Annotated in this window: 12 protein-coding genes; 7 read left to right on the top strand and 5 right to left on the bottom strand. The window is 69.3% G+C overall.

Annotated features, from left to right (window positions below):
• A complete protein-coding gene (locus tag NCCP_RS11145) occupies positions 1-1,482 on the top strand; it encodes a sugar ABC transporter ATP-binding protein (protein ID WP_149957367.1) in 1,482 nt (493 codons plus the stop codon).
• Between the two features lie 21 nt (positions 1,483-1,503).
• Positions 1,504-2,553: an ABC transporter permease gene (locus NCCP_RS11150; protein ID WP_149957368.1), complete on the top strand. Its 1,050-nt coding sequence runs from the start codon at positions 1,504-1,506 to the stop codon at positions 2,551-2,553.
• Positions 2,554-2,639: 86 nt separating this feature from the next.
• Here NCCP_RS11150 and NCCP_RS11155 read toward each other — a convergent pair whose 3' ends face one another.
• The 3 genes from NCCP_RS11155 to NCCP_RS11165 form a co-directional block, all read right to left on the bottom strand.
• Positions 2,640-3,236 (bottom strand): TetR/AcrR family transcriptional regulator, encoded by a 597-nt coding sequence (locus NCCP_RS11155; protein ID WP_172627379.1) that lies wholly within the window; start codon positions 3,234-3,236, stop codon positions 2,640-2,642.
• Between the two features lie 401 nt (positions 3,237-3,637).
• Positions 3,638-5,221 (bottom strand): GMC family oxidoreductase, encoded by a 1,584-nt coding sequence (locus NCCP_RS11160; RefSeq protein WP_149957370.1) that lies wholly within the window; start codon positions 5,219-5,221, stop codon positions 3,638-3,640.
• 183 nt (positions 5,222-5,404) lie between these two features.
• On the bottom strand, positions 5,405-6,448 hold the full coding sequence (locus NCCP_RS11165; protein ID WP_149957371.1) for an NAD(P)-dependent alcohol dehydrogenase: 1,044 nt from the start codon (positions 6,446-6,448) through the stop codon (positions 5,405-5,407).
• 171 nt (positions 6,449-6,619) lie between these two features.
• Here NCCP_RS11165 and NCCP_RS11170 point away from each other — a divergent pair, with 171 nt between their 5' ends.
• Both NCCP_RS11170 and NCCP_RS11175 read left to right on the top strand, forming a co-directional pair.
• Positions 6,620-7,498: a helix-turn-helix domain-containing protein gene (locus NCCP_RS11170; protein ID WP_149957372.1), complete on the top strand. Its 879-nt coding sequence runs from the start codon at positions 6,620-6,622 to the stop codon at positions 7,496-7,498.
• A gap of 164 nt (positions 7,499-7,662) precedes the next feature.
• The gene (locus tag NCCP_RS11175) at positions 7,663-8,598 is read left to right on the top strand and encodes a cytochrome b/b6 domain-containing protein (RefSeq protein ID WP_149957373.1); all 936 of its coding nucleotides are present in this window, start codon (positions 7,663-7,665) and stop codon (positions 8,596-8,598) included.
• A 67-nt stretch (positions 8,599-8,665) separates the two neighbouring features.
• Here the strand turns inward: NCCP_RS11175 and epsC are convergent, their stop codons facing one another.
• On the bottom strand, positions 8,666-9,253 hold the full coding sequence (gene epsC / locus NCCP_RS11180; RefSeq protein ID WP_225873800.1) for a serine O-acetyltransferase EpsC: 588 nt from the start codon (positions 9,251-9,253) through the stop codon (positions 8,666-8,668).
• 248 nt (positions 9,254-9,501) lie between these two features.
• Between epsC and NCCP_RS11185 the strand changes: the two genes are divergently transcribed.
• Both NCCP_RS11185 and NCCP_RS11190 read left to right on the top strand, forming a co-directional pair.
• The gene (locus tag NCCP_RS11185; protein ID WP_149957374.1) at positions 9,502-10,200 is read left to right on the top strand and encodes a type 1 glutamine amidotransferase domain-containing protein; all 699 of its coding nucleotides are present in this window, start codon (positions 9,502-9,504) and stop codon (positions 10,198-10,200) included.
• A 46-nt stretch (positions 10,201-10,246) separates the two neighbouring features.
• The gene (locus NCCP_RS11190) at positions 10,247-10,711 is read left to right on the top strand and encodes a DUF3237 domain-containing protein (RefSeq protein WP_149957375.1); all 465 of its coding nucleotides are present in this window, start codon (positions 10,247-10,249) and stop codon (positions 10,709-10,711) included.
• A gap of 144 nt (positions 10,712-10,855) precedes the next feature.
• Here the strand turns inward: NCCP_RS11190 and NCCP_RS11195 are convergent, their stop codons facing one another.
• Positions 10,856-11,413, bottom strand: a complete 558-nt coding sequence (locus NCCP_RS11195; protein WP_149957376.1) for a TetR/AcrR family transcriptional regulator — start codon at positions 11,411-11,413, stop codon at positions 10,856-10,858.
• A 165-nt stretch (positions 11,414-11,578) separates the two neighbouring features.
• On the opposite strand from NCCP_RS11195, the gene NCCP_RS11200 reads away from it, so the two are divergent.
• Positions 11,579-12,727, top strand: a complete 1,149-nt coding sequence (locus NCCP_RS11200; protein ID WP_263970141.1) for an MFS transporter — start codon at positions 11,579-11,581, stop codon at positions 12,725-12,727.
• Positions 12,728-12,765 lie beyond the last annotated feature (38 nt).

Raw genomic sequence — 12,765 nt, forward strand, 5'->3', positions numbered from 1 at the left:
ATGGGCTTCGGGATTCGCAACCTGAGTAAGCGCTACGGGGCCACCCTGGCCCTTGACGACGTCACTCTGGACTTCAAGCCCGGCCAGGTCCATGCCTTGCTCGGACACAATGGGGCGGGCAAGTCCACCGTCATCAGGTGCCTGGGGGGAGGGGCGTCCCCCACGGCGGGCACCATCGAGGTCAACGGCGAGCAAAAGCAGCGCCTTACGCCCCGCGAATCCCGCGAGGCCGGGATCGCCATCATCTACCAGCACCTGAGCCTGGTGGACACGCTTTCCGTCTCGGACAACCTTTTCCTCGGCGATGAACACACCAGCCGCGGACTGGTGGACCAGCAGCGCCAACGGCGGGAAGCGCAGGAAGTCCTGGACAGGGTCGGCGCCGACTTCGCGCCGACCGCACGGGTCAGCCAGCTGTCCATGGGCGCACGGCAGCTGGTGGAGATCGCCAAGGCCCTGCGCCGGAGTGCCCGGTTGCTCGTGCTGGATGAACCCACGGCAGCGCTCTCCCCGGTGGAGTCGGCCCGCCTCGCCGCCCTCGTGGACAAGCTGCGCACGGAGGGCATTGCGATTGTCTACGTGACCCACCTGCTGGAGGAAGTGGTTCGGCTGGCGGACCACGCCACCGTGTTGCAGAACGGCAGGGTCGTCTGGTCCGCGCAGATGCAGGGCGTGAGCAAGGCGGACCTTGTCCGGGCCGTTGGAGGCTCCTCCCACGCGCGGCAGAAAAACGCCCCGCCCGCGGGCGCAACGGTGCTCCAACTGGAGGGCGTGGTGTGCGGTTCGGCCCCGCCCGTGGACCTTTCGGCCCGCGCCGGCGAAATCGTGGGCCTCTATGGCCTCGTGGGATCGGGCCGCACGCGCCTCCTGGAAACGGTCTTCGGGGTGCGCAACCGCCGCGGCGGGCGGATCGTCGTCGACGGCGTGCCGGCAGGAACCGCATCCCCCTCCGAGGCCCTTCGGGCCGGCATCGCCCTGATACCGGGGGACCGCCTCAAGCAGGGGCTGTTCAGCACGCTTCCGGCCAGCGACAACGTCGTCATGCCCGCCATCGCCCGGCTTGCCGCCCCGTTCCGGAAACGCCGCGAAGAGCGCGGGCTCTTCAGCCAGGCCGCCCGGGACCTGCGGCTCCACCCTGCCGATCCCCGCCTTCCGGCCGCTTCCTTCTCCGGTGGCAATCAGCAGAAACTCCTGATCGGCCGCTGGCTCACGGCACATGACCGCGTGCGGGTCCTGCTGGTGGATGACCCCACCCAGGGCGTCGACGTCGGAGCGCGGGCGGAGATCTACCGGGTGATCCGGGACGCCGCGGTACAGCGGGGGATCGCCGTGCTCGTGGCCAGCAACGATCCCGAAGAAATCGTGGCCCTCGCCGACCGGTGCGTGATCTTCCAGGACGGTGCCGCCGTCGCGGACCTCGACATGGAGTCCGTGGACGAAGCCTCGCTCCTGGCCGCCATCCATACAAGCCCCACTTCCTAACCCTCGCCCAAGGACCTACCCATGCACTCCATCGCCGATTCGCCGCTGCGGACCTTTCTCCTGAAAAACCCCCTCATCGTCCTCCTGATCCTGCTGGTGGTGGGCGTCCAGCTCTCCACGGGCAGCCTCCTCACCTGGCAGAACATGCGGGGCGTCCTGCTGGACGCCTCGGTGATCGCCATTGCCGCCGTGCCCTGCGCGCTGCTGATCATCGCCGGATACATCGACCTTTCCGTCGGTGCCAGCCTGGCCCTGGGAGGGGTGGTGGCAGGGCACGTCATGCACGGGTCCCTGGCCTCGGCCCCCCTCGCGGTCGTGCTGGCCATGGCCGCAGGCGCGCTGGTGGGACTCGTCAACGCCGTCCTGAGCACCGTCCTGGGCCTTTCGCCCTTCATCACAACCCTTGGGATGCTGACCGCGGTGCGCGGAGCTGACCAGCTGTTGAGCCCCCTGCCCCTCAGCGGGTTCGACGCCTCGTTCCAGTTCCTGGGCATTGGAAGCGTCGCGGGGATCCCCGTGCCGGTGATCATCGCGACGCTTGTCATGGTCCTCGCCACGCTCTTCCTCGCCGCCACCCCTGCAGGCCGGCACGTCTACGCCATCGGCGTCAGCCGTGAGGCCGCCTTCCTCTCCGGCATTGCGATCCGCCGCATCCCCTTCTTCCTCTATGTCGCCTCCGGCGCCATGGCTGCCCTTGCGGGAGCGGTCACTGCGGCGCGCCTCAACAGCGCCCCGGCCGGCCAGCTGGGCCTGGGGTTCGAGCTTACGGTCCTCACCGCCATCCTGTTGGGTGGAATCGCGCTCACCGGTGGCGAGGGATCGATGCTTGGCGTCCTGGTGGGAGTGCTTTTCCTTGGCCTGCTGGGCAATTCGCTTACACTGCTGGGGGTTACCAGCTTCTGGCAGAACGTCGCCAGCGGCCTGGCCCTCGTGGCGGCCATCGGCATCACGGCCGCCACGCACGAGGTAAGGAAAAGGGTGGCGGCGCGCCGCGCCCAATTGAGTGCCCCGGCAACCGGTCCGGCGGCGCCGGCCGCTTCCCGTCCCGAATCTGCGGAAATCGGCAGCTAAGAGCGGAAAGGGCCGGCATTGCCGGCCCTTTCCCGTTTCATCGGCTCTTTCTCCGACCGCCCTGTCCGGCCCGACGGGTGGGGCCGTCAGTGAGCGGCGGCTACCGGTTTCCGCTCCAAACCGGCGAGGAGCAGGTCGAAGGCACTCAGGACGCTGGCGGAACTGACGGCCCCGCGGGCCAGTTCGATTCCGGCCTCGCGCAGGCTGCCCACGAGCAGGATGGCGGTGGCCGTGGCGTCCACGCCCCCGTCGACGGCACCTTGGGACTGGCCCTGCAGGAGTTGGTCGCGGACGGCGTCCAGCGTGGCCGAGGATCCCCGGCCCCGCTCTGTCTGGCCGTCGGCGAGCGCCGGACCGGCCACATTGTAGAAATGTCCGCGGTGGGGGTCCTCGGCCAGCAGGACCATTGGCCGGGCGTAGGCCAGGACCCGTTCACGCCAGGTGCTGCCCGCGGCCGCCAGGGACTCCGCGGCGGCAACCAGGTCGGAGCCGATCCTCCGGTACGCCTCACGGAGGATTTCGTCGCGTCCGCCCTCGAAATGGGCGTAGACGGTGCCGCGGGACATCCCGGCGTGGGAAGCCAGGCGTTCGATGGTCGCGGCGTCGACTCCCTCAGAGGAGATGATGTCCAGCGCGGACGCCACGATCTCCTGGCGGGTCTGCTCCCGCCGGCGGTCCCTCAAGCTCAGAGGCGACGGAGCCGCTTCCTTATCTCGCTTCATCAAGCCTCCCTATCACTACTCCTCATCATAAAGGGTGGCCAAAATTTGAGACACAGTGCTGAAAGTGAACATTCAGTCCAGAACTTAGCCGCCCAATCTAATTCGCCCTCTAATACGGCGAAGGCGCGCTTAGTGGGCGCCCCGAGGGACCCGGCCGTGCGGAAGAGGCGGCGGGCCGGTGCCCGCCAGGCCGCGGCGGACGCCGCTTAAATGCCGGCCGCCCCGGATTCCGGCCCCGTGAGGGGCTGGAATCCGGGGCGGTAATCCCGAAGCCATAGCGAGTTGCCGGCTGGCGCCTCCCCGGCAGGGGAGGGGGTGACGATGGCGGGACGTGGGGAGTGCCCGCGTCCCGCCACCGCGTACTAGAGGCCGCTGGCCGCCGGTTCCAGGGAGGTGGAGGCTTCCGCCGCCGGGTCGGCGCCGAGCAGCACGGCGGCGGCGCGTTCGGCGATCATGACGGTGGGGGCGTTGGTGTTGCCGGTTGGGACGAGGGGCATGATCGAGGCGTCGGCGATCCGCAGGCCCTGCAGTCCGTGGACCGCGAAGGTCTGCGGGTCCACGACCGCCAGTTCGTCCTGTCCCATTTTGCAGGTGCCCACCTGGTGGTGGTAAGTCACCACGGATTCGCGGACGTAGGTCTCAAGCTCGTCGTCGGCGACCTCCGGGCCGGGGTAGATCTCCGTCGGTTCCCAGCCGCTCAGGGCCTGGGTGCGTCCGATCTGCCGGCACTGGCGGACGGAGGCGACCAGGGCGTCGACGTCCTGCTGCTCCTTCAGTGCGCCCAAATCGATGCGGATGGGGTCTTCCGGGTTGGGGCCGGTCAGGGTCAGCTCGCCGCGGCTGGCTGGGCGGACGAGTCCGCCCAGCATGGAGAAGCCGTTGTCAGGGCCGGTCATGTCCCCGGGCTTGTAATTCTGGGAGTACATCGGGACCGAGAAGAAGATGGGCTGGGTGTCCGGCACGGGCAGCTCGGGGCGGCTTTTGGCGAACAGGTGCACCTCGGCGGGAGCGGTCTCGCCCATGGGCACCGGCCGGGCGGCGGTGGTGAAGATGACGGGCGCGAGCAGGTGGTCGTGCAGGTTCTTGCCCACCCCGGGGAGGTCGTGTACCGGCTCGATCCCCACCCCGCGCAGTTCCTCCGCCGGCCCGATGCCCGAGCGCAGCAGCAGCTCCGGGGAGTTCAGGGCACCGGCGGCCAGGATCGTTTCGGAGGCGCGCAGGGTCTTCCGCTCGCCCTGGTGGTCGAACTCGATGCCGGTGACCCTGCCGTCCTCGACCAGCAGCCGGCGGGCGTGCGCGCCGGTCACCAGGGTGAGGTTCGGGTGGTTGGCGACCGGCTTGAGGTAGGCCCGCCACGTGTTCAGGCGCTTGCCGTCGCGGATATTGAGCTGCATCCGGGACACGCCCTCGACGGTTCCGCTGTTGTAGTCCTCGTTCAGCGGCAGGCCGATCTCGAGGGCGCCAGCGAGCATGTCTTCCTGGACCTGGTTGCGGGGGAAGTCCTGGACCACGTCCAGCGGACCGTCCGCACCGCGGGTCTCCGAGGCGCCGCCGTCGAAGTTCTCGATGGCCTTGAACACCGGAAGGACCTCGTCCCAGGACCAGCCGGGGCAGCCGGCCTGCGCCCAGGAGTCGTAGTCCCACCGGTCCCCGCGCACCCAGATGGTGGCGTTCAGGGCGTGGGATCCACCCATCACCTTGCCGCGGGGCAGGTGCAGGCGCCGCCCGGCGCAGCCTTCCTGCTCGACGGTGTAGTAGTCCCAGTCCTGCTCGCTGTGCCACAGCAGGCCCAGCGTGTTGAGGTGGTCAATATGCGGGTTGATGTCCTGGTCGCCGGCCTCCAGCACGGCCACGCGCTTGCCGGCATCGATCAGGCGCCGCGCGAGGACGTTGCCGGCCGAGCCGGCACCAACGACGATGAAATCGAACTCAGGGGTGGTCTGCATGATTGCCTTTCGCCTGTCCATCTCGATCTGAATCAATTGTGATCAGCGACACAGGGTGGCGTTTAGGCGATGCGTGCTCTCTTCTTGACCGCCAGCGCACGGGCACCTGCCGGCGCAGGCTTGTGCAGCGGCCGGCCGGGGCGGAGCCGCCCTCTCAGGCCCCGCCCCGGTTTACGGGTCCCGCTAGGCCAGGGTGGCGGCGTCGATGACGAAGCGGTAGCGCACCTGGGAAGCCATGACGCGTTCGTAGGCCTCGTTGATCTGGTCGGCGCTGATGAGTTCGGTTTCCGCAGTGACGCCGTGTTCGGCGCAGAAGTCCAGCATCTCCTGGGTTTCGCGGATTCCGCCGATCAGGGATCCGGCGAAGCTGCGCCGGCCAGTGATGAGGGCGGTCGCTTTGACCGGCAGCGGTTCAGCCGGGGCGCCCACGTTGACCAGGGTTCCGTTGAGGGAAAGCAGCATCAGGTAGGCGCTGATGTCGATGCTGGCGCTGACGGTGTTCACGATCAGGTCGAAGCTGCCGGCAAGCCGTTCGAAAGTTTCCGGGTCGCTGGTGGCGAAATAGTGGTCGGCGCCCAGCCGCAGCCCGTCCTCCTTCTTGGACAGGGTCTGGGAGAGGACGGTGACCTCCGCGCCCAGCGCGTGGGCAATCTGGACGGCCATGTGGCCGAGCCCGCCCATGCCGACGACGGCGACCTTCTTGCCGGGCCCCGCGCCCCAGCGCTTGAGCGGGGAGTAGGTCGTGATGCCCGCGCACAGCAGCGGGGCTGCGGAGGCGAAGTCGAGGGATTCCGGAACGCGCAGGACAAAGTCCTCGTTGACGACGATGTGGGTGGAATACCCGCCCTGGGTGATGGTGCCGTCACGGTCGAGGCCGCCATAGGTGGGGATGTTGCCCTGGAGGCAGTACTGCTCCTCACCCTGGAGGCAGTGGACGCACTCGCGGCAGGAGTTGACCATGCAGCCCACCCCGACGCGGTCCCCGACTTGGTGCCGGGTGACGTCGGATCCGGTTTCGGTGACGAAGCCGACGATCTCGTGGCCGGGAGCGAGCGGGTACTGCACCGGTCCCCACTCGCCCCGGACGGTGTGGATGTCCGAGTGGCAGATCCCGGCGTACTTGACCTCGATCAGTACGTCGTGCGGGCCGACGTCGCGGCGTTCGATCTTGGTGGGGGCCAGCGGCTCGGAGGCGGAGGTGGCGGCGTAGGCATTCACGAGAGTCATGCTGTTCTCCTTCTGGTGGGTTGGAAGATAGGGGGCTGGGAGCGCGGGGGGACGGGGAGGCGCAGGAGCCCCCTACTAGATCACCACGGGCGGCAGGCATGAGGGAGTCCCTGTTGTGGGGTGTACCGGCAGGGCACCCCACAGGGAGGCTGGGGCGCCTACCCTTGGGTTGTGGACAACCGAAGCGAGGTCCGCGACTTCCTCATGTCGCGGCGGGCCAGAATCACCCCGGAAGAGGCCGGGCTCCCACCCGGGCCCAACCGCCGCGTGAAGGGACTGCGCCGCAGCGAGGTCGCCGCCCTGGCGGGGGTCAGCGTGGAGTACTACGCGAAGCTGGAGCGCGGCGCGATCGCCGGCGCCTCCGCCGGGGTGCTGGAGGCCCTGGCCGGGGCGCTGCAGTTGGACGAGGCCGAACGCGCCCACCTTTTCAACCTCGCCCACGCTGCCGGCGGCCTGCCCGCGGCCGTCCGCCCCCGCCGCAGGACCGGCAAGACCTGGAATCCGCGCCCCAGCCTGCAATGGGCCCTGGACGCGGTCACCCACGGCGCCGCCTTCGTGCGCAATGGCCGCATGGACCTGCTGGCCGCAAACCAGCTGGCGCGGGCCTTCTACCTGCCCGTCCACGCGGACGGGGCGCACCCGCCCAACCTGGCCCGTTTCCAGTTCCTCGATGAGGCCTCCCGCGATTTCTACCCGGACTGGGGATTCTTCGCCGACGTGTGCGTCGAGATCCTCCGCACGGAAGCGGGCCGCGCCCCGCGCGACAAGGACCTCCACGACCTGGTCGGCGAGCTCTCCACCCGAAGCGCCGAATTCCGCACCCGGTGGGGTGCCCACAACGTTCGCCAGCACGGCACCGGCACCAAGCACTTCCGGCACCCCATCGTGGGAGAACTGACCCTGGCCTACGAGGGACTGGAAATGGCTGCCGAACCGGGCCTCACCATGACCATCTACACGGCAGAACCCGGCTCGCCCTCAGACGAGCGGATGCGCCTGCTCGCATCGTGGGCAGCCACGCACCCGGCGGCCGCGCTTCCCGGGCACTAGCCGTCCCGGAGGAGGACGCGGCGATTTTCGGCACTGCCGATTTCGGCATCATGGGCGGGGTGTTTAAGGTTGTCCCACAGCTGAGTGAGGCCCTCGGGACCCGCTCCAACTAATTCCGTGGCCGCGGCCCTCCTGCCGCGGCCCGTCCGAGAGGAATACCCGTCATGATTGAGGCTGCGAAGACACCGGCTGTCTTCAAGAGCCCGTGGGCCAGGGCAGGCGCCATCGCGGCGGCCGCCGTGGTCGTCCTGTTCCTGGTGGTGCTGCTGGCGAAGTGGCTGCGCGAGCAGCCGGCCGTCCAGGATTTCCTGGTCACCTACCCCGGACACTCCACGTTGCCCGCCCACGCCCCCGCCGGCCTGCCGGCCTGGCTGGGCTGGCAGCACTTCCTGAACATGCTCTTCCTTGTCCTGATCGTCCGGTCCGGCTGGCAGGTGCGCACCACCGCGCGCCCGAAGGCCTACTGGACCCGCAACAACAAGGGCCTGGTCAAGACCAAGGGCAAACCCACCAAGATCAGCCTGGACCTGTGGTTCCACCAAAGCCTGGACGTGCTGTGGATGCTCAACGGGCTGGTGTTCATCGTGCTGCTGTTCGCCACCGGGCAGTGGATGCGCATCGTGCCCACCAGCTGGGACATCTTCCCCAACGCGGTGTCCGCCGCGCTGCAGTACGCCTCGCTGGACTGGCCGCATGAGAACGGCTGGATCAACTACAACGCCCTGCAGCTGCTGTCCTACTTCGCGATCGTGTTCCTCGCCGCGCCGGTGGCCATCGTCACGGGTGCGCGCATGAGCGGGGCATGGCCAAAGAACGCCACCAGGCTGAACAAGGCCTACCCGATCGGGGTGGCCCGCGCCCTGCACTTCCCGACGATGCTGTTCTTCGTGGCGTTCGTCGTCGTGCACGTGGTGCTGGTGCTGACCACCGGGGCGCTGCGCAACCTGAACCACATGTACGCCGCGCAGGACACCGACAGCTGGCTCGGGTTCTGGTTCTTCGCCGCCTCGGTCGTGGCCACGGTGGGGGCCTGGTTCCTGGCCCGGCCGCTGTTCCTGCGGCCCGTCGCCGCCCTGATGGGCAGCGTCACCAAGAACTGACCCCCCTGTGGAAGGTCCTGTGGAAGGGCCCCGCGCACCCCGTGCGCGGGGCCCTTCCACGTGGGGGCTACAGCAGCACTGACGGATCGATCAAATCCGTGCGCGGGTCCATCGGGTATTTGCCGTCCTTGTGGCGGTGGATGGCGGGGATGCCGAGGGCGATCGAGTCGGCCGGGATATCGGTGACGACCACCGCGTTGGCTCCGATGGCGCAGTTGTCGCCAATGGACACGGGGCCCAGGACCCGGCAGCCGGAGCCCAGCATCACGTTGTTGCCCACCGTGGGGTGCCGCTTGCCGCGGTCCAGGGCGCGGCCGCCCAGGGTGGCGCCCTGGTACATCATCACGTCATCGCCGATGACGGTGGTTTCCCCAACGACGATCTTCGCGCCGTGGTCGATGAACGGACGCCGGCCGATGCTGGCCCCCGGGTGGATTTCCACCCCGGTGAGGAAGCGGGTGAACTGGGAAAGCAGCCGGGCCGGGGTGCGCCAGGACCGGCGCCAGAGGGCATGGGCGATCCGGTGACTCCAGATCGCATGCACGCCGGAGTAGGCAAGGCCCACCTCCAGGTCGCTGCGCGCGGCGGGGTCCTGGGCCCGGGCGGCCTGCAGGTCCTCGCGGAGTAGCTGGCGGAGAGTGGGTTTGGTGATCACGTGGGTGCCAACCCCGCAGGGGGCCGGTTCATTCCGCAGGCGTTCGGAAGCTTCTGGTGGAAAGCGCGACGGCGGGGCGCCACCGGGAAGGTGGCGCCCCACCGCTGGAAGGCGGTGCCGGCCGGAATTACCATGGTGCTGGCCCTTAGTTTTGGCTCTTGATTCCGGGCCGGCAGGGTCCTGCCAGCGGATCCGCACCGCCGGCCGCCTGACCGCCGCGGCCTCCGCCGCGCCACCGGAAGGAAGACATGTCAAAGATCCTGTTCCTGATGACCGGAGCCAATCATTGGACGCTCACGGACGGCACCGCGCACCCGACGGGCTACTGGGCGGACGAGGCCGTCATCCCCTATGAGGCCTTCACGGCGGATGGCCACCAGGTCACCGTGGCCACCCCCGGGGGAGTGCGCCCGCCGGTGGACCCCGCCAGCCTGTCCCCTGAGGCGAATGGAGGCCCCGAAAACGCCGACCGCGTCAAGGCGGTGGTCTCTTCCGCGCCGGAGTTCCAGGCGCCGCTGGCCCTGGACGCGGTCCGCATCGAGGACTTCGACGCCATCTATGTCCCTGGAGGCCACGGGCCGATGGAGGACCTCGCCGTGGACGGATCGGCCGGGCGGATCCTGCGGCAGGCGCTGGAAGCGGGCCTGCCCACGGGCATCGTCTGCCACGGTCCGGCCGCCCTGCTGGCGGCCACCACCGGGGACGGGGCCAACGCCTACGCCGGGTACCGGGTCACCGCCTTCAGTAACGACGAAGAACGGCAGGCCGGGACCGCCGACAAGGCGCCGTGGCTGCTTGAGGACCGCCTGGCCTCGGCGGGCCTGGCGGTGGAAACGGGCGAGGCCTACGCCCCGCACGTGCAGGTCGACCGGAACCTCGTGACGGGGCAGAACCCCGCCTCGGCCGGTCCGGTCGCCGTCGAACTCCTCAAGAAGCTTGCCGGCTAGTCTGCGGCAGCCCGGCCGGAGGAGGCCGCAACTGTAGGATCGGGGCATGACTGACCGTGCCCAGCCGACCCTGTCCTACCTGGCCACCGTAAAGGTGGAGGTTTCGCGCCCTATCGAAGTCGGAGACACTGCCGACGGTTTCCGCCGCGTCGTCCCGATCGCCGGGGGATCGGTCGAGGGACCCGAACTTAAGGGAAGCGTCCTGCCTGTTGGCGCGGACTTCCAGCTCCTGAAGTCGGAGACGGTGACCGAACTGGAAGCCAAATACATCATCGAGACGGACGAGGGCGAAAAGATCTACGTCTCCAACTACGGGATCCGTGCGGGATCGGCCGAGGACATCGCCGCGCTGGTCCGCGGGGAGAGCGTGGACCCGGAACGCATCTACTTCCGCTGCTCGCCCCGGATGGCCTCCGAGGGGCGCTGGGCGTGGCTGGGCTCACGCATCATCGTGGGCTCGGGAGTGCGCCACCCGGACGCCGTGCACCTGGAGTTCTACGTCCTGGACTAGCTGTATGCCCGGATTCTTCGTCGGGGACGGCTGGAGCCCGGCCGCCGCGGCCTGTCCGCGACGGCTGCTGCCGCTCCGGGCTCCTCATCGCCGCCACCGTCCAGTGGCTGGATCCAGTGGCTGCGATGATTCGGCGGATACGCCCTAGGCGTCCCGTTCGAAGAGCCGGTCCGTGAGTCTCCGGGCAGCGTCGGGCGGCAGCTTCCCCGGCTCGAACAGTATCCGGTAGACGATTGGGGCCAGCACCAGGTCAATGACGTCCTCGAGATCGGGCACGTCCTCTCCCCGGTGCCGGGCGCGCTCAAGCATGATGCCGATCCGCGCGCGCGCGTACTCGCCGCCGCGCAGCGCGCTGGAGCAGTCCGCGCCGCCCGCAACCATGTCCCGCAGGAACTCCCTTCCTGTCGGTGAGGCCGATTCCTCCAGGTACTCTTCGGCCCAGGCGGTGAGGTCCCCGCGCACCGTTCCGGTGTCCGGCGGGCCCTGGGGCCGCATCCTCGCCACGGCCACGTCGGCAAGCAGCTGGTTGAGGTCGCCCCACCGGCGGTAGATGGTCGAGGGGGCCACTCCTGCCAGCGCAGCGATCTTGGGGACGGTGAGGCTTTGCCGGCCGTGCTCGGCCTGGAGGGAACGGACGGCTGCGTGAACCGCCTGCTGGACGCGGACGGCACGGCCATGAGGGCGGGGGTCCTGAGGGTTCACCCTCACAGGGTAACGCGAATCCGTTGCGTTTCCCGGTGACGGTCGCTAAACTCCTGTTCGCAAAATCTTTGCGTTTTGAGAAAGGCTCTTGTGCCGCTGTTTCCCGCCGCGCCCCTTCCCCGGGCAGTGCTGTCCGCACGTGCCGCGTTTTGGCTCCAGGCCTCCGTGGTAGTCGTCTTGATGGCTGCCTCCAGCGCCCCCACCCCGCTGTACCCCGTGTATCAGCAGATGTGGGGCTTCCCGCCGGTCGTGCTGACCGTTATCTTCGCCGCCTATGTCCTGGCCCTGCTCGCCGCCCTGCTTACCGTCGGATCGCTGTCCAGCCACCTGGGCCGCCGCCCCGTGCTGCTGGCGGCCCTGGGCGTGGAAATTGTCTCCATGGCCGTGTTCTTCACCGCCGGCGGCCCGGCAGCCCTGATCGTGGCCCGTGTCCTGCAGGGGTTGGCCACCGGAGCGGCCATCGGGGCGCTGGGAGCCTACCTCATCGAGCTGGAGCCCGCGGTGCGGCCCGGTCTTGGCACCGTGCTCAACGGCGCGGGCCCTGCCTTCGGCCTGGCAGGCGGGGCCGTGGCCTCCAGCCTGGTCGTGGCCACTGCCCCCGGAGCCGTCCACCTGATCTACTTCGTGTTGCTGGCCGTGCTGGTGCTGCAGGTGATCGCCACCGCCCTGGGGCCCGAGACCGCCGGCCGGCAGCCCGGCGCCCTGGCTTCCCTCAAGCCCCGCGTCTCTTTCCCGCCGGCCACCCGGCGGTCCGCGGTGTGGATGATGCCGGCCGCGGCGGCCACGTGGTCGCTGGGCGGGCTGATCCTGTCCCTGGGCCCCAGCCTGGTGCGCTCCATGGCCGGGCCGGATGCCGTGGTGCTGACCGGCCTCCTTGTCGCAGCGCTCACCGGTACGGGAGGGATCGTCACGCTCCTGCTGGGTGGGATGCGTCCGACACGCGCGCTGGGCCTGGGCATGGCGGTCCTCCTGGGGGGCCTCGCCGCCACCCTGGTGGCGCTGAGCACTGGTTCCGTGGGGCTGTACTTCGCCGCGACCGTGGTGGCGGGGGCCGGGTTTGGCGCAGGATTCCTGGGCGTGCTGGGCACGCTGATACCCCAGGCCGATCCCTCCCAGCGGGCCGGGCTGCTGTCCGCAATCTACGTCGTGAGCTACCTGGCCAACAGCGTGCCCGCCGTCGCCGCCGGCGCGCTGGCCGGGAGGTTCGGGCTGGTCCCGACCGCACTGGGATATACCGGCATGGTCATGGCGCTGGCCCTGTTCGTCCTCGTCGGCCTCGCGGTCCGGACCCGGGCAGCGACCCCGGGGCAGTAAGCCGGGAGCAGTCCTGGCCCAAATGGCACCGGCCTGAC

The organism is Zafaria cholistanensis (assembly GCF_008580665.1).
In the GTDB taxonomy this organism is placed as follows: domain Bacteria; phylum Actinomycetota; class Actinomycetes; order Actinomycetales; family Micrococcaceae; genus Zafaria; species Zafaria cholistanensis.